This window comes from Paracoccus panacisoli, assembly GCF_042435015.1.
GTDB lineage: Bacteria > Pseudomonadota > Alphaproteobacteria > Rhodobacterales > Rhodobacteraceae > Paracoccus > Paracoccus panacisoli.
Window position 1 is genome coordinate 1 of record NZ_JBHMQU010000054.1, and the last position, 16,160, is coordinate 16,160.

General features: G+C 66.8%; 12 protein-coding genes and 1 tRNA gene. 4 read left to right on the forward strand and 9 right to left on the reverse strand.

Going from position 1 to position 16,160, the window contains the following annotated elements; translation table 11 throughout:
• On the forward strand, positions 1-198 hold a 198-nt coding region (locus tag ACFHYO_RS11805), incomplete at its 5' end, for a hypothetical protein (protein ID WP_394320624.1).
• A gap of 29 nt (positions 199-227) precedes the next feature.
• Here the strand turns inward: ACFHYO_RS11805 and ACFHYO_RS11810 are convergent.
• The 9 genes from ACFHYO_RS11810 to ACFHYO_RS11850 all read right to left on the reverse strand — a co-directional run bounded on the left by ACFHYO_RS11810 (position 228) and on the right by ACFHYO_RS11850 (position 13,395).
• Entirely contained in the window at positions 228-1,271 is a 1,044-nt protein-coding gene (locus ACFHYO_RS11810; RefSeq protein ID WP_394320626.1) for a DUF8606 domain-containing protein, read from the reverse strand.
• The gene (locus ACFHYO_RS11815; protein WP_394320628.1) at positions 1,268-2,767 is read right to left on the reverse strand and encodes a restriction endonuclease subunit S; all 1,500 of its coding nucleotides are present in this window, start codon (positions 2,765-2,767) and stop codon (positions 1,268-1,270) included. Before ACFHYO_RS11815 ends, ACFHYO_RS11810 begins: the two co-directional genes overlap by 4 nt.
• Entirely contained in the window at positions 2,764-4,236 is a 1,473-nt protein-coding gene (locus ACFHYO_RS11820) for a class I SAM-dependent DNA methyltransferase (RefSeq protein ID WP_394320629.1), read from the reverse strand. The genes ACFHYO_RS11815 and ACFHYO_RS11820 overlap by 4 nt, the downstream gene beginning before the upstream one ends.
• Positions 4,236-7,616, reverse strand: a complete 3,381-nt coding sequence (hsdR, locus tag ACFHYO_RS11825; protein WP_394320631.1) for a type I restriction-modification system endonuclease — start codon at positions 7,614-7,616, stop codon at positions 4,236-4,238. Before hsdR ends, ACFHYO_RS11820 begins: the two co-directional genes overlap by 1 nt.
• A 134-nt stretch (positions 7,617-7,750) precedes the next feature.
• A tRNA-Ser gene (locus ACFHYO_RS11830) sits at positions 7,751-7,840 on the reverse strand.
• Between the two features lie 389 nt (positions 7,841-8,229).
• The gene (gene typA / locus ACFHYO_RS11835) at positions 8,230-10,047 is read right to left on the reverse strand and encodes a translational GTPase TypA (RefSeq protein ID WP_036704523.1); all 1,818 of its coding nucleotides are present in this window, start codon (positions 10,045-10,047) and stop codon (positions 8,230-8,232) included.
• 173 nt (positions 10,048-10,220) lie between these two features.
• The gene (locus tag ACFHYO_RS11840) at positions 10,221-11,270 is read right to left on the reverse strand and encodes a hypothetical protein (protein WP_394320633.1); all 1,050 of its coding nucleotides are present in this window, start codon (positions 11,268-11,270) and stop codon (positions 10,221-10,223) included.
• An 898-nt stretch (positions 11,271-12,168) separates the two neighbouring features.
• Positions 12,169-12,933, reverse strand: a complete 765-nt coding sequence (locus ACFHYO_RS11845) for a hydroxypyruvate isomerase family protein (RefSeq protein WP_394320635.1) — start codon at positions 12,931-12,933, stop codon at positions 12,169-12,171.
• Positions 12,934-13,395 (reverse strand): DUF1285 domain-containing protein, encoded by a 462-nt coding sequence (locus tag ACFHYO_RS11850; protein WP_394320637.1) that lies wholly within the window; start codon positions 13,393-13,395, stop codon positions 12,934-12,936. It lies immediately after the preceding gene.
• A 221-nt stretch (positions 13,396-13,616) separates the two neighbouring features.
• Between ACFHYO_RS11850 and ACFHYO_RS11855 the strand changes: the two genes are divergently transcribed.
• The 3 genes from ACFHYO_RS11855 to ACFHYO_RS11865 form a co-directional block, all read left to right on the forward strand.
• A complete protein-coding gene (locus tag ACFHYO_RS11855; RefSeq protein ID WP_036708504.1) occupies positions 13,617-14,618 on the forward strand; it encodes an AAA family ATPase in 1,002 nt (333 codons plus the stop codon).
• Entirely contained in the window at positions 14,618-15,517 is a 900-nt protein-coding gene (locus ACFHYO_RS11860; RefSeq protein WP_394320639.1) for a DUF58 domain-containing protein, read from the forward strand. Before ACFHYO_RS11855 ends, ACFHYO_RS11860 begins: the two co-directional genes overlap by 1 nt.
• Positions 15,514-16,160 (forward strand): BatA domain-containing protein (locus tag ACFHYO_RS11865; RefSeq protein ID WP_394320641.1); only part of this gene is annotated, 647 nt, incomplete at its 3' end. The genes ACFHYO_RS11860 and ACFHYO_RS11865, both read left to right, overlap by 4 nt.

Genomic DNA, 16,160 nt, shown 5'->3' on the forward strand with positions numbered 1-16,160 from the left:
TCCATAGTGGACACTATCGATCACTCTCTTACCGTGGCAGAGCAGTCACGCCGGACGGATACCTTCATCCGGGAGCGGGCGTTCTACAAGCAGGAGAAACGCCGCCCGCTCTGCGGCGTGGAAGCGGCCGTGCCCTGGAGTTTCATGGCCCTCTACGCCGCCTCGATCCTCATTACCCTGATCTTTTCACTCGGCTGAACGGCGGAGCCTGCGGATAACCCGCCCCGTCAATCGCCTACGCCGAATTGCTGCTTTAGGAAGTCGATCGTCTTTGGATCACGCAGCTTGCAGACAATGTTCTGGTTGGCGAACAGCCCGTCCGTCCATTTCGCCTCTTTGAGAGGCAGGGCCTTCAGCCACTCCACGCCGACCACATGCTCGGCAAGCATTGGATCGTCGCGATCACGTGCAAGATTGGGCTGAGCCAAAGGCTGGCTGAGGAGGGGCCCCTGTGGCGTTTCGAAGTCTCGCGCCATGACCACTGTCGAGGTCACCTTGCCATAACCCACGTATCCGGCTTGCTTCTGATAAGCGACGACCGGGTCGCCAACCTGCAGGCGCTGCAAAGGAGCGGAATACTTCTGCCCGCCGCCAGCAGCCAGGAAGCCGTACCGGCGCATGTCGTCCCAAGCGCGGTGCGCACCTTCTCCTACGTTGACGTACCACAGCCCGGACCACGGTGCCTGTACCCGCGTCTCGGATCGCTCAGCGACCTCAGCCTGGTCGAGCAGCCAGTCCGTTGCCAAAAGCGTTCGTCCCTCGTGCTCGAAGACAGAGAAGAAGGCCGTGTTGATTGCGACCCCGTGGGTTTCGGACAGGTAGCGGACAATGCGCTGTGACGAAGCATCGAAGGCGCTCGCAACGATTACCATCGTGTGGGTTTCGTTGAGCGTCTGCGGCAGCGCACTGCCGAAGCGTTCGTGAAACGCAGTGTCGAGTGCTCTCTTGAGATGGCCCGTCGCCAGATCATGGACCTGCCGAGTGGTTAGGGCTGCCACCCAGCTGGCATAATCAAGAACCTGCGCGATGATCTCGCGCGGGGTGCGGTCGCGCTTGAGTTCGACGATGACCAGATTGCCGTCGTTATCGATGCCGAGAAGGTCTATCCGCCCGCCGAACTCGGTCACGACCTGACGGCCAATGATGAGGACGTCGAACCCAAGCAGATCCGGCTGCCGCTCAAGCCATCCCTCAATCATGCTTTCGTTAGCGAGCCTGCCCCGCGAGACAGGCTCCAGCGAGTCGCCTGCAAGACGGTAAAGCCGCGTCATCCCACGCTTGCCTTCCGTCCGCGCTTCGTCTTCGGCGCCGCGGCGCGTTCGGCCTTGATCCGCTGCAACAACACGCTAGCGGGTTCATCATCGGGATCTTGCGGCACGAGTTCGCCTCGAAATGCATTGGCGAGCACAGCTTGATCAAGATGACCGATCAGCTGGCGAGCACGAGTGGTGTCGACGGAAAGCCGGTCAATCCAGGTGAAGGCAGCTTCAATACGTCGAACTAACTCATCCTGCTCTGCTCTCGAAGGTAGAGGCACTTCCATAGGGCGTACATCACCAACATTTATCCCCCGAACCGCAACGCCCTTCTGGTTTGCCAAAAAATATGCCTGCGCGAAAGGGCTGAGAAGATACCAGAATATATACTTGGTGTTAACGGCCGGGAGGACCGCAATCCTGACGCTATCTTGGGTAATATTGCCGTTATCTAAATCAGGGGGGACGGCGGCAATTCGTCCCACTGTTCCCCTGATGGTCAACAGAATGTCGCCTTTTCGGATCGTTGAGCGCCTGTACTGTTCGTGAATTGCAGCAGAGGTCTTCCGTATCGTACTCAAGTGGATCCGTTCGTTCCGGATATTCATGACCTTCACATACGGAATGCCATCTTCTACATGCGGTCCCGGCTTTAGAATACCGTACTGGATAACCCGAGTTGGGTCAGTAATATTTTCTAGAGTAGTCCACGCCCAACTGGAAGGGAGTGAGCCTAGATCAACAGCCACTCGGCTGCCCGCTGCGGCCACATCTTTAAAGAACCTAGAACGTGTCTTGGCGACAACAAGCGATGAACGTGCGGCTGCAACCTCGGTTAGAGTGTCGTCTGGAGAGATAGGATCGCAGTTCATTCGCCACTCCCGCGTCAGATCACCTCGAAACGCCGCTGCCAATACGGCCTGTTTGTATTTTTCTATGAGGCGGGGGATGTGGTCGAGGTGATCACGGGCGCGCCGAGACTTGCCCGAAAGGCTGTCGATCTTCGCTACGATCCGCCGCTGCTCAGGGAGCGGTGGTACGTCTATAGGCATAGACTTCAGATCGGAGCCGCGCAGGTTGTTGATGCTAATGCCGAGCGCCACTCGTTCTACATAGTTTCGGTAAGCTGGCGTGCGTGAAAACAAGGACAACCATGGTCCTAAATCTTCTACTCTCGGTCTTGCTACCGTACAGAATGCACCGAACGCGTATTGCGAGTGCTCGGTACTGGCAGTCGCAGCCTTGCCAACCACTGTACGTGAACCGGAGGAAGTGGCGATTAGCAGATCGCCGGAACGCAGGTACTGGTTTGGCGATACATAGCTGGATGGGACGTACACAAGATCATCAGCTCTGATTTTGCCGTCGGCAATGTTGTTCGCTCGAAGTACTGGGACTAGTCCGTCTGCCCAAACGGAAGATGCATCCGACTTATTGTAGGTCACTCCGCGCACCGAATGAAATAGAGCATCTCCCTCGGCAACACTCCAGGCGTCAGGCAAGTCGCTCATTCTGCCGCCTCGACGATCACAGCGCCTTCCGCGCCTTCCACGCCCTCCGTCTCGATCTCCTCCGACAGCGCCTCGATCTCCTCCAGGGCGGCCTTCAGATGCCCGATGATGGCGGCGGCGATGTCTTCGGGCTCGGTTAAAGCCTCCTCAGCCTCGGCTTCGGTGTCGCGCAGCCAGGCGATGTCGAGGTTGTCGTTGCGGGTCGCAATGGCTTCGCGACTGAACCGCCGCCAGCGGCTCTCCTCGCCCTGATCCTGCCGCTCAGCCTTGCCGTTTGGATCGCCGCCATAAGCGATCTCGAAGCCGGCAAAGTTCGCGACCGTCAACGGCCGGGTCTTGCCGAATGCTAGCATGTTGGCGCGCATGTCGTAGACCCAGACAGCGCTTGTGTTGCCCTTGTCCGTCTGGCCGCGCTGGAAGAATAGGACGTTCGTCTTCACGCCCTGTGCATAGAAGATGCCGGTGGGCAGACGCAGGATCGTGTGCAGGTCGCACAGGTCCATCAGCCAGGTGCGCAGACGGCGGCCCGTGTTGTCCTCGAACAGCACGTTGTCGGGCACGACCACGGCCGCGCGGCCGCCTGGTTGCAGGGCGCGAACGATGTGCTCGACAAAGGCCAGCTGCTTGTTCGAGGTGTCCGCCGTCACCGAGAAGTCTGAGCGTGTCGGCCGGCCGCCGCCCTTTTTCGTGCCGAAAGGCGGGTTCGTCAGGATCAGGTCGGCCTTGGGCAACGCCTCTCCGTCCGGCGACAGGGTGTCGATGTTCTCGACGCCGCCCTCGATCCCATGCAGCAGCAGGTTCATCATGCAGAGCCGGTGCGTGTCGGGCACCAGTTCGCCGCCAACAAAGGCGCAATGGCGCTGGAAGCGGGCCTGCGCCTCGGAGAGCGTGTAGAGGTCGTCGGTGTGGTCCTTGATGTAGCGGTCGGCTGCGACCAGAAAGCCCGCCGTTCCTGCCGCGGGATCCTGCACGACCTCTCCCGGCTGCGGCTGCATCAGGCGTACGATGGCATCGATGAGCGGACGCGGCGTGAAGTACTGCCCAGCGCCTGACTTCTTGTCGGAGGCGTTCTTTTCCAGCAAGCCTTCGTAGAGATTGCCCAAGCCCTCTTCGCGCGCAGAGAACCAGTCAAGCTGGTCGATGTTCGATGTCAGCGCCTTGAGGTTCGTGGGCTTCCTGAGACGGGTCTGCGCGTCGGTGAAGATGGCAGCAACAAGATCATCCTTGGCGCGGCCGAGTTCGAGCAGCATCTTCTTGTAGTAATCGAGCTGCTCCATGCCCTCGCGCTTGGCAAGCATGCTCCAGCGATAGCTGTCCGGCAGGCGATCCTCGCGGCCAGTCTCCTCCAGCATCTTCAGGAACAGCAGATAGGTCAGTTCCGTCACATACTCGTTGTACGTAATTCCGTCGTCGCGGAGCACGTTGCACAGGCTCCAGAGCCTGGCGACGATGTCGGTGGTGCTGGTCATCAGGCCGTCTTCTTCCACATCTCTTCGTTGATCCCGGCCAAGATGGTCTCAAGCTCGCCGCCGAAGACCTTGTTGAGCCGGTTGAACCCTCCATCGGCGATGAAGGGCTCCTTGTCGATGGCCTCGCGGTCAACGACGATTTCCCGTTCGATCTGATCGCCGATACGCTTGAGCCAGCGCTTCTGCGGGTCTGTCCACTGGCGGCTGGCCATGATAGCCCGCATGGCTGATCGCACGCGATCCGGATAGGGCACCAGTGGGTCGCCCATGGCGGCCTGCCGCACGAACCCGATGATCGAGGCGGCGATTTCCTCGTTCCTGGCATCAGCCCAGGCGCGGCGAAGGTTGGCCTCCGAGTAGCCCTTGCGGTCCAGGGCGAGCCGGAGCTCCTTGAGGTCTGCACGGGTCAAATCGCGCGGGCGCTGCACGACGAGCTTGAGCGCCGCGATCGTGTTCATGTTGTCACGCACAAAGGCCGAGAAGCTGTCAAGGAAATCCTCAGGCTTTTCAGCGTCGCCATAGCCGCGGGTCACGGCTACGACCTCGTCGGCATGATGCGAGATCGGGATGAGCCGCGGCATGCCGCCGTCCGCCTGCCAGTCCAAAATCGGACCGATCGCAGCTCGGTCTCTCAGCCACTCTGCAAGGTCCGGTGCACCGCCGGCAAGGAGGCGCTTCAGCATCGCCTCAGGCGTCTCGCCTGCTACGGCCTCGAACCGTTGGCGCGCCTCGTCGTGCAGCTTCTTCAGACGACGCCGGAGCTTCACCGCCATCTGGTCGCGGATCGTCTCACGCTGGGCATCGTCGGTGGCCTCGATCATCTCGCCAACCAGCTGCTCGAAGCTGATCGATGGATTGACCACGACCGGCTTCATGTCGGTCAGGTTCTGCAGGTGCGGATAGAGATCGACGGCGTCGAAGATGCGGAAGACCTCCTTGCCGATCTCGTCACAGCGCCGCGTCGCGCGTCCGATCATCTGTTCGTAGAGGATGCGGCTGTTGACCCGGCGCAGAAAGACAAGGTTCGTTATCTTCGGCACGTCGATGCCGGTGGTCAGGAGATCGACCGTGACCGCGACCCTAGGGTTGGCGTCGTTACGGAACGAGCGGATCCAAGTCTGCACCTTATCCACGCTGCCGGTAATCTTCTTGACTGCCGCATCGTCGATGCCTCCGTAAGCATCTCCGAACGCCTTCTTGACGGCGGTGACCACGATGTCGGCATGAGCATCGGTCGCCGCGAAGATCAGGGTCTTGTCGGGTAGTGCCGGATCAATGTGCTTGGCGAGTTCCTCTGCAACGACCCGGTTGAACTCGGGGGAGATCACCTGCTTGTTGAACTGCTCGACCTCGAAGCGGATCTCATCCGGCAAGGTTGCGGTGTCGATCTCGCCCGTTGATGGGGTAAGATATTCGACCTCCTCATCCTTCTCGAAGGTGATCCCGACACGTGCGAGAGCGGTTTCGATCCGGACCGGGGGTTCATGGTCGATCAGATAGCCATCGATGACGGCTTCGCGATAGGAGTAGCGGAAGATCGGCTCGCCAAAAATGTCGGTCGTGTGCAGCGCCGGCGTGGCCGTCAGACCAATCTTCACTGCATCGAAGTACTCAAGGACCCGGCGGTACTTCGAGACGTAATCCTCCTGACCACGGAAGGAGAGCTCGGCATCCGACATCTCCCGGTCAAGCAGGTAGCCGCGATGGCATTCATCGATTACGAGGAGGTCGTACTGGTCAATGGGCGGCGCGTCGGCATTGTCGGCCGAGTAGAGCACGCGCCTCACCAGCCCCTGGATCGTACAAATATGGATCTTAGTCTCGCTCGCCGGCGAGACGTCATCCAGGCCCTTCAACCCGAAGATCTCGGCGAAGGTCTTGCCGGACACGACCTTGGTCGTCGAGAACTCGCCTTCTGTCTGATGGCCCAGCGCCGAGCGGTCCACGACAAAGCAGATGCGCCGGAAGCGCTTGGCCGACAGCAGACGGTAAAGCAGCGCTATGGCCAGCTTGGTCTTGCCGGTGCCCGTGGCCATGGCCACCAACATCGAGCGCCACTCTGATGTCAAAGCGGCCTCGATCGCTCGGATGGCCCCTTCCTGGTAGGGGCGAAGGGGAAAGCCGAACTCGAATGGTTGAGCCTTGAGCGCCGCATCCGCCGCATCCTGATCCACCTCAAGAAGACCGCTCAGACCAGCCGGCGTCGGCCAGCCCACCAGGGCACGGCGATGGTTCGTGCTTCGGCGGGAATCCCGGAACCAGATGCCGCTCTCGGTCTCGATCTGCTTGAGGTAGGGCCGGCCGTTGGCAGCAAAGACGAACGGCACGCGATACTCATCCCATGGTCCACCCGCAAAGGTGAAGGCGTTGCTCGGCTTCATGCCTTTCGCGTAACGCTCGGCCTGATCAATGGCTGCAGAGACGTTCTTGCTCTTTCGTTTGGCCTCCACGACCCCGATCAGGGTCGTGCCGGCGAAGAGGGCGTAGTCCGCAGGACCCTTTGCCGTCGGCCATTCGGCAATCGCCATGTTCCGGCCCTTCGAGGGTCGGATCCCAGCGCTGTATCGCAGGCTTCGAGTATCGGCCTCCCATCCGGCAGAACGCAGCTGCAGGTCGATGAGGGTGCGGGTCTCGGCCTCGTCCAGCTCAAGCTTCGAAGCCGCCGCTTCACCTTTCTCGACAAGCTTCAGTGCTTCGACCCGCGGCGCGGCCTCGGCTGCAGCCTGCAGCGCCTCCAGCTTGGCCGCCAGAGCTGCCTTCTCGGCTCCGCTTTCCTCTGCGAGCTGTTCCCAGACTGCGCGTTCCTCGAACTCGCGCGCGAGGCGCGCCTCAACGCTCTCACGGGCATGGACCTGCTCCTCGGCATGGCGCCGAGCCGCAGCAGCGGCATCCTCGCTTTCCACCACCTTGCGACGCAGCGCTTCGATTTCATCCCGTAACGCAGCCGCCGCATCGAACGGCTCTGCCGGTGGCACAAAAGGACCTGGACTGAAGCTCGGCTGACCTGCATAGGTCCGGTGGAACCAGACGCCGAGGGATCGGGCGAGCTTGAGTGCGGTCAGGGCGTCAGCATGGCCGCCGCTCACCTCATGAACGGCCGCATTGCCGGACTTCCGCAGGCTGTGGAAGATGTCGGCCACTTCACGGGGAATGAGCCGATCGTAGGAAAGCCGCCGGAGCGTTTCTTCGAAGGTTTCCCGTTCATCCCGGTAGGCGCCATGGCGCGCCGCAATCAGCTTGGCGGTCAGCTCCGCGAACTGCCTGAGCTTGACGATGGCGGTGGAGGGATCATCACGGAAGTATTGCTCTGCAAGTCCGCCCAGCGCTGCAAGGCGCTTCTCGTGAAAATTCAGAAAATCGAAATTGCCCTGACCGTGCATGGCCTCACCGTGGCCGAGATGAGGCCGCTGATCAACTGTCGCATCGCGTCGCAGCCAAGAGCTTTTCACATGGCGGGTTTATTGGCGGGTGAACCGAAGCTTACCCGCAATATAATAATGATATCAATAGGAACTGGCGGACGGTGAGGGATTCGAACCCTCGAGACGGTTCCCCGCCTACACACTTTCCAGGCGTGCGCCTTCGACCACTCGGCCAACCGTCCGTGCGCGCGGGGTGTAGCGTGGGGCGGGCAGGGGTGCAAGCGCCATACGGTCCGTATGACCGAGAGGATGCAGTGAGCCAATCCTGCATCGCCATGTGAAAGCGCATGAAATGTCGCGGTCAACACAAGAACGCACCGCCTTGGTGAGGATGAACCACTGTGCCCATGGCCCCAAAAAACCGACAGAGAACACGCCGCTCCGCCGTGCCGACGAGAACCCAGCCCAGACGTTCACATCGGACACCACGGGGCTTGCCCGGCGTAGCTCTGGGCCAGAGAGAGCCTCTGCCGTCTCCGCATACCCACAGCTGCCTCGATCGGATGGCCGATCTGCAGGCATCGCCGTCGGAACCGTATCCGCTCCGGCGATGTGCCCTCCTCATCAGCCCTTACTCCGCCCGCGCCTGCCGCTTGCGCTCGTGCGGGTCGAGGTAGCGCTTGCGCAGCCGGACGATCTTGGGCGTCACCTCGACCAGCTCGTCGTCGTCGATATAGGCGATCGCCTCTTCCAGGCTCATCCGCACCGGGGGCGTCAGCCGCACCGCCTCGTCGGTGCCCGAGGCGCGCACGTTGGTCAGCTTCTTGCCCTTGAGCGGGTTCACCTCGAGGTCGTTGTCGCGCGAGTGCTCGCCGATGATCATCCCCTCGTAGACCTGCTCCTGCGCGCCGATGAACAGCTTGCCGCGCTCTTCGAGGTTCCACAGCGCATAGGCCACCGAAACCCCGTTCTCCATCGAGATCAGCACCCCCTGGCGGCGGCCGGCGATCGGGCCCTTGTAGGGCGCCCAGGCGTGGAAGATGCGGTTCAGCACCCCATTGCCGCGGGTGTCGGTCATGAACTCGCCCTGATAGCCAATCAGCCCGCGCGAGGGGACGTGGGCCACGATGCGGGTCTTGCCGTGGCCGGCGGGGCGCATCTCGACCAGGTCGCCCTTGCGCGCGCCGGTCAGCTTGTCGATCACCGCGCCGGTGTATTCGTCATCGACGTCGATGATGACTTCCTCGATCGGCTCCATCCGCTCGCCGTCCTCGTCGCGGAAGATGACGCGCGGACGCGAGATCGACAGCTCGAACCCCTCGCGGCGCATGTTCTCGATCAGCACGCCCATCTGCAGTTCGCCGCGGCCCGAGACCACGAAGGCGTCGCCGCCCGGCGTGTCCTCGACCTTGATGGCGACGTTGGTCTCGGCCTCCTTCATCAGCCGCTCGCGGATCACCCGCGACTGAACCTTGGTGCCGTCGCGGCCGGCCAGCGGGCTGTCGTTGATCCCGAAGGTGACGCTGATGGTCGGCGGGTCGATGGGCTGGGCGGGCAGGGCGGTCTCGACCTCGGGGGCGCAGATCGTGTCGGCGACGGTGGCCTTGGCCATGCCGGCCAGCGTCACGATGTCACCGGCCTCGGCCACGTCGATCGGGGTCTGGGTCAGGCCGCGGAACGCGAGCACCTTCGAGATGCGGAACTGCTCGACCCGCTCGCCGTCGCGGCTGAGCGCCTTGACCGTGTCGCCGGCCTTGGCGCGCCCCGCCTCGACCCGGCCGGTCAGCAGCCGGCCGAGGAACGGGTCCGCCCCCAGCGTCACGGCGAGCATCTGGAACGGCTCGGCCTCGCGGGCGATCTGCTTGGGGGGCTCGACGTGGCGCAGGATCAGGTCGAAGAGCGCGCTCATGTCCTGCTTCGGGCCGTCCATGGTCTCGTCGGCCCAGCCGTTCACGCCCGAGGCGTAGACGTGCGGGAAGTCGAGCTGCTCGTCGCTCGCCCCGAGGTTGGCGAAGAGGTCGAAGACCTCGTTCAGCGTCTGGTCCGGCTCGGCCGCGGGCTTGTCGACCTTGTTCAGCACCACGATGGGCCTGAGGCCGAGCGCCAGCGCCTTCGAGGTCACGAACTTCGTCTGCGGCATTGGCCCCTCGGCCGCGTCCACCAGCAGGCAGACCCCGTCCACCATCGACAGGATGCGCTCGACCTCGCCGCCGAAATCGGCGTGGCCGGGGGTGTCGACGATGTTGATGCGCGTCCCCTTCCACTCGACCGAGGTCGCCTTGGCGAGGATGGTGATGCCGCGCTCGCGCTCGATGTCGTTGGAATCCATCGCCCGCTCGGCGACGGCCTGGTTCTCGCGGAACGACCCGGACTGCTTGAGCAGCTGATCGACCAGCGTGGTCTTGCCGTGATCGACGTGGGCGATGATGGCGATGTTGCGGATGTCCATGCGGCGGGCGGTCCTGATCGGAAAGGTTGCGGCCCCCTAGCGCAGACCGGGCCGGCGCGCCACCCCCGGAGTGGGCGGGGCGTGTCGGCAAATGAGCGGGACCGGAGCCTCACCCGCCAATGAAAAAAGGGCCGCATCAGATGATGCGGCCCCTTTCGATCGGTTCAGGTGACTCAGGGGCGACGCAGCGGCTTGTGCGTGAACCCGGCCCAGACGCGGCCCTCGTCACGATGCAGACCACCCTTTTGGCCACCGACGAACGCGGCAACCGCGGCGACCAGCGCCGACGCGGCCAGCGCGAAGGCCGACAGCACGCCCGCGCGGCGAGCATCCTCGGCGGTCTCGACGGCCTGCACGCGCAGCTCCTCGACCCGGGCCGCGGCGTCGTCACGCAGCTTCTGCGCTTCGGCGCGCAGCTCTTGCGCACGGGCCACGCCCTGATCGATGCGCGCGCTCACCTCCTGCTGCGAGAGCTGGGTGCGGGCGGCGACGGCACGCTCAAGATAGGCGCGGTCCTCGGGGTTGATCTCGCCGGTGCGGATCACGTCGGCGAAGATCGTCGCGACCTCGCTGCGGATCGCCTCGTTCGAGAACTCGGCCGGGGCCTGCGCCTCGCTGCGCAGCAGCCGGTCGGTGATCCCGTCGAGCGGGTTCGGCAGGTCGATCCCGCCGTTCTGTGCGGCATCGGCCGCGCCCTGCGCCGCCTGGCCTGCGCCCTGCGCCACGCCGCCGACCAGCTGGCCCGCGCCCTGCGCGAGACCGCCGGCGACCGAGCCCGCCGCCTCGACCGCCGTGCCCGCCGCCGAACCGGCCGCCTTGACGGTGCCAGAGACGACATTCCCCAGCACCATCGCCGAGAGCAGCATCCCCAGACCCCAGACGACGAGGCCGTGCATCCCGTCGCGGGTTGCGCTTTCCTCGGCATTGGCGCCATCGACCCGGCGCCGCATCCGGCCGGCGACATAGCCGCCCGCCATGTAAGAGGCGACGATGGTGATGACCATGAAGAGGCCGGTGAGGATCACCGAGCCGAAGCCGAGCCCCTGACCCTCACGGGCCGAAATCGAGCCGAGCCCGACGCCCGCGCCGAACGCGGTGAACACCGCCGAGAGCCCCGCCGCGATGACCGCACCCGCGAGGATGCTGCCCCAGTCCACGTAGCCGCGGTCCGTCAGCTGCGCGGGCGCCGCGCTGTCGCGGATGCGCGCTTCCGAGCGCTCCATCAGCGCAGACCCAGCATCGACAGGATGAACAGGACGACGACGACCAGGCCGACGATGTAGATGATCGAATTCATGATTGGTTTCCTCTCGTGTCAGGGGCGCAGAGTTTGCCTTGAACGCCTGCCACCAAACCTGTCTCATTCCCGTCCCGTTCCTTGGAGAGGCTGATTTTCTTCGGCGGTCGGGGCCGCGCGGGCGGGACCGGCGCGGGTTAACCGCGGTGAGCCGGGTGATCTGAGCGGGGTGCGGAAAGCGAGGTCGGCGGGGCGGTGCACGATCAACTGCGGACAGCGGCGCGGCGCATGGCGATCCCGGCACGGTTGTGAAGCGGGCAACAGCCGGCCCCTCGCCGCGTGGGCGTATGCTTCGGGCCGCGCGGCGAAGGCCGCGCAGGTTCACGGTGTTGCGGTGGCGACTGGCGCCTGCAACGCCATATATCCGGGGCGATTAGCGGTGGGCTAACAATATCGCCTGCCTGCAAAAGCTAGCGGGTGGGGCGGGAGGAAGGGCATGAGTTTGTGGCTCATCTCGCCGAAGCAACGCCGGGCGGCAGCCCCCTTTGACCGTCCACCGTCTGATTGCGCGGAGATATCCAACCGCGAGCGCCGCGTGCCCGTCCGCTTACGACCGTAATTAAGCCGGCTCACGGCACCTGACGCTACCCCGACATCGCCGCCGCTTTGGTGGGCTGGCCCCTTCAAAAGACGCTGGGTCACGGGGGCACGCGCCTGCGGCTGACTTTGCGAAAGAGGTTCCCGGTTCCGCTCAAGCCCGAGCACGAATTGCCGCCCTTACCACCCGCCAGCCCCGCTCAGGCCGCAGCCCTCCGCGCAGCCAGCACAGAGGCTCCGCTCAAACTCGACAACCAAGCGCCGCCCTCAGCGCCTTCCCGCCCCAATCACGCCGCCGCGCCGCCGCGCAGCCAGCGCAGCCCGGCCTCGGTCGTGGTCAGCGGCACGTATTCCGCGCTCACCCAGCCGCGATAGCCGGCGGCGTCCACGCGGCGGAAGAACTCGCCATAGTCGATCTCGCCCACCCGCGGCTCGTGCCGGCCCGGGCAGCCGGCGATCTGGATGTGGCGGACGAGCGGCAGATGAGTCTCCCACGCCGCGGTCAGGTCGCCACTGATGAGATGGGCGTGATAGGCATCGAAGAGCAGCCCCAGGTTCGGCGCGCCGACTTCGGCGATCACCTCGGCAGCCAGATCGAGGCTCGACAGGAAATACCCCGGCAGGTCGGCGGCATGGACCGGCTCGATCACGAGGCTCGCGTGCGGGGCGCGGGCGCAGGCCCAGCGCAGGTTCTCGATCAGGCAGCGGCGCGCGGCCGGGCCTTCGGCCTTGCCGGCCATGACGTGCAGGTGGCGCGAGCGCAGCGCCTGGGCGAAGCGCAGCGAGCGGTCGAAGTCGCGCCGGAACCGCTCTTCGCTGCCCGGCACGGCGGCAAAGCCGCGCGGTCCCCCGGCCCAGTTCGGGGGCGGGGTGTTCAGCAGTACGAACTCCAGCCCCGCGCCGTGGCAGGCCGCCGACAGCTCGCGCGCGGCGAGGTCATAGGGGAACAGCACCTCGGCCCCGTCGAAGCCCGCCGCCTTCGCCGCGGCGAAGCGGTCGAGCATCGGCAGCTCGGTGAACAGGAACGTCAGGTTGGCGGCGAAGCGGGCCATTCACCGCTCCAGCGCGAAGACCGCGCCCTGCGAGCGTAGCACCAGCCGGCCGTCCGCGTCCGGCTCGGCGGCGGCGACCAGCCGGTAGAAGCTCTTGCGGTCGATCAGCGCCTCGAGCCCGCGGCGCACATGGACATAGGGCCGGGGGACGCCGTCGCGGTCCTCGACCCGGATCGGGTGCTCGGGTCCGGCCACCACCTCGTCGCCGACGTTGGTGGTGAAGGCGATGCGGTCCGGCCCGATCTCGGCATCGATGGCCAGGAACGGAGCGTCCACCACGCGGATGCCCAGCTTCTCCACCGGGGTGACGAGGAAGAAGCGGTCCCCCTCGCGCTTGAGAACGGACGCGAACAGCCGCACCATCGCCGGGCGCCCGATCGGGCTGCCCTCGTGGATCCACGCCCCGTCGGGTCGGATCTCGAGGTCCATCTCGCCGCAATAGGGCGGGTCCCACAGATGCACCGGCGCCGGCCCGCGCCGGCCCTTCGACGCCGCCGNNNNGCGGCGATCCCGCCGCCGGCCCCGGCCCCGCCCGCAGCCCCGGCCGCGCCCGCAGCCCCGGCCGCGCCCGCCGCCCCATCCGCCGCCTGTCGCGGCGATTTGTCGCCCGCTTGCGTCATTGCCGGTGGAGCCTCCTGCCGTCCCCTCATATGCTGTCCATAGGACAGTCCGGGGACGAAGTCATGGCCGCAGAAGATAAACTCGTCGCGGATATCGCGGCGCTCTCGGACCGGCTGGCCGAGGCCCGCGCCAGCATCGAGCGCCGCTTCGTCGGCCAGCACGCGGTGGTCGAGCAGGTGCTGGCCGCGATCCTCGCCGGCGGCCACGCGCTGCTGGTGGGCCAGCCCGGCCTCGGCAAGACGATGCTGGTTGATACGCTCTCGACCGTGCTCGGGCTCGACAGCGGCCGCATCCAGTTCACCCCCGACCTCATGCCCGCCGACATCCTCGGGGCCGAGGTGCTCGACATCCTGCCCGACGGCACCCGCGCCTTCCGCTTCATCGAGGGGCCGGTCTTCACCCAGCTTCTCATGGCCGACGAGATCAACCGCGCCAGCCCCCGCACCCAGTCGGCGCTGTTGCAGGCGATGGCCGAGGGCGAGGTCACCATCTCGGGCGCCCACCGCCCGCTCGGCCGGCCCTTCCACGTCCTCGCCACCCAGAACCCGATCGAGCAGGAGGGGACCTATCCGCTGCCCGAGGCGCAGCTCGACCGCTTCCTCGTGCAGGTCGAGATCGGCTACCCCGACCGCGCCACCGAGCGGGCGATCCTGCTCGCCACCACCGGCAGCGTGCAGGACCGCCCGCACCGGGTGCTCGACGCCGCGGCGCTGATCGAGGCGCAGGCGCTGGTCCGGGCCATGCCGGTGGGCGAGGCGGTGACGGCCGCGATCCTCGACCTCGTCCGCGCCGCCCGGCCGGGAGAGCCCGACGCCCCCGGCTGGCTCGCGGACACGCTCGTCTGGGGCCCCGGGCCGCGGGCGGCGCAGGCGCTGATGCTGCTGACCCGCGCCCGCGCCGTGCTGCACGGCCGGCTGGCGCCCTCGCTCGACGACGTGGCGGCGATGGCGGCGCCCGTGCTGCGGCACCGCATGGCGCTGTCCTTCGCCGCCCGCGCCCGCGGCGACGGGATCGAGGCGGTGATCGCCCGTCTGGTGGAGCCTGCGCTCGGCGCGGCTGCCTGATGGCACAGGCGTGCGACCCCAGGGCCGCGGTGGGCCTGCGGCTGGACGCCGAAGCCGCCGCCGCCGCCGTCCCGGCGCTGCTCATCGCCGCCGAGCGGCTGGCCGCCAGCGTCGATCCCGGCGCCCACGGGCTGCGCCGGGCCGGCGCGGGCGAGGAGTTCTGGCAGTATCGCCCCGCCGCCCCCGGCGATCCGGCGGGGCTGATCGACTGGCGTCGCTCGGCCCGCTCGGACGCGGCCTTCGTGCGCGAGCGTGAGCGGCAGAGCCCGCAGGCCGCGGCGCTGTGGGTCGCGGGGGACCCCGGCATGGCATGGACCGGCGACCCCGCACGCCCTCTCAAGCGCGACCGCGCGCGGTTGCTGGGCTTGGCGCTGGCGCTGGTGCTCTTGCGGGGGGGAGAGCGGGTCGCCGTCGGCGCCGACGATGCCCGCGCCGGGCGACTGCGCGCCGAGGCGCTGGCCCGCGACCTGCTGACCGCCGCACCCGACCCGCTGCCGCCCCCCGGCACGCTGCGCCCGCAGCGCCGGGTGGTGCTGCTCGGCGATTTCCTCGGCGATCCCGCGCCGCTCGCCCGGTTCCTCGCCGACGCCGCGGCGACGGGGAGCCGCGGGGTGCTGATGCAGGTGCTCGACCCCACCGAAGAGAGCTTTCCCTTCGCCGGCGCGCTGCGCTTCCACGCCCCCGGGGCCGGCGCCCCCCGCCACGAAACGGGCCAAAACACCGGGCACGAGACCCGCAACGCCACCGCCCTGCGCCCGGCCTATCTCGCCCGGCTGGCCGAGCGGCGGGCGCTGCTCGCGCGGCTGGCGGCCGAGGCGGGCTGGCAGTTTGGCACCCACGACACCGCCGCCCCGCCCGCCGCGGCGGTGCTCTGGCTGGCCGAGGCGCTGTCGGCATGATGATGCTCGGCCCGCTCGCGTTCGCGGCCCCGTGGCTGCTCACCGCCGGGCTGGCGCTGCCGGTGCTGTGGTGGATGCTGCGCGCCGTGCCGCCCCGCCCGCGCGAGGTGAGCTTTCCCGGCACCGCGCTGCTGGCGGGGCTCGCCGATCCGGCCCCGGTCGCCCGCCGCACGCCGTGGTGGCTGCTGGCCCTGCGGCTCGCGGCGGTGGCGGCGGTGATCCTTGCGCTTGCCGGGCCGGTCTGGCGCCCCGCCGCGCCGGTCGCGGGGGACGGGCCGCTGCTGATCCTCGTCGATGCCGGCTGGGGCGCCGCCCCCGGCTGGGAGGGCGCCCAGTCCCGCGCCCGCACCGCGCTCGACCAGGCGCAGGCTAAGGGGCGGCCGGTGGCGCTGTGGCTCGCGGACGGGCAGGGCGGGCGCGGGGATGGCCCGGTGTTCGCCCCGGCGGGTGACGCCGCCGCCGCCCCGCAGCCTTGGGCGACGCGCTACCCGGCCGATCCTGCCGCCTTCCTCGCCGCCGCACCCGCGGGGTTCGATACGCTCTGGATCGCCGACGGGGCGGCCCACCCCGGCCAGGCCCCGCTGCTCGCGGCGCTGGCCGCCCGCGGCGCGGTCACCGTCGTGCCGCCCGCCCGGCCGCTGCG

Excerpts from the sequence above, each read along its gene's own strand:
- ACFHYO_RS11810 (WP_394320626.1), bottom strand. The coding sequence starts at position 1,271 with ATGACGCGGCTTTACCGTCTTGCAGGCGACTCGCTGGAGCCTGTCTCG.
- ACFHYO_RS11815 (WP_394320628.1), bottom strand. The coding sequence starts at position 2,767 with ATGAGCGACTTGCCTGACGCCTGGAGTGTTGCCGAGGGAGATGCTCTA.
- ACFHYO_RS11840 (WP_394320633.1), bottom strand. The coding sequence starts at position 11,270 with ATGGAGCGCTCGGAAGCGCGCATCCGCGACAGCGCGGCGCCCGCGCAG.
- typA (WP_036704523.1), bottom strand. The coding sequence starts at position 10,047 with ATGGACATCCGCAACATCGCCATCATCGCCCACGTCGATCACGGCAAG.
- ACFHYO_RS11860 (WP_394320639.1), top strand. The coding sequence starts at position 14,618 with ATGGCACAGGCGTGCGACCCCAGGGCCGCGGTGGGCCTGCGGCTGGAC.
- ACFHYO_RS11820 (WP_394320629.1), bottom strand. The coding sequence starts at position 4,236 with ATGACCAGCACCACCGACATCGTCGCCAGGCTCTGGAGCCTGTGCAAC.
- ACFHYO_RS11855 (WP_036708504.1), top strand. The coding sequence starts at position 13,617 with ATGGCCGCAGAAGATAAACTCGTCGCGGATATCGCGGCGCTCTCGGAC.
- hsdR (WP_394320631.1), bottom strand. The coding sequence starts at position 7,616 with ATGCACGGTCAGGGCAATTTCGATTTTCTGAATTTTCACGAGAAGCGC.
- ACFHYO_RS11845 (WP_394320635.1), bottom strand. The coding sequence starts at position 12,933 with ATGGCCCGCTTCGCCGCCAACCTGACGTTCCTGTTCACCGAGCTGCCG.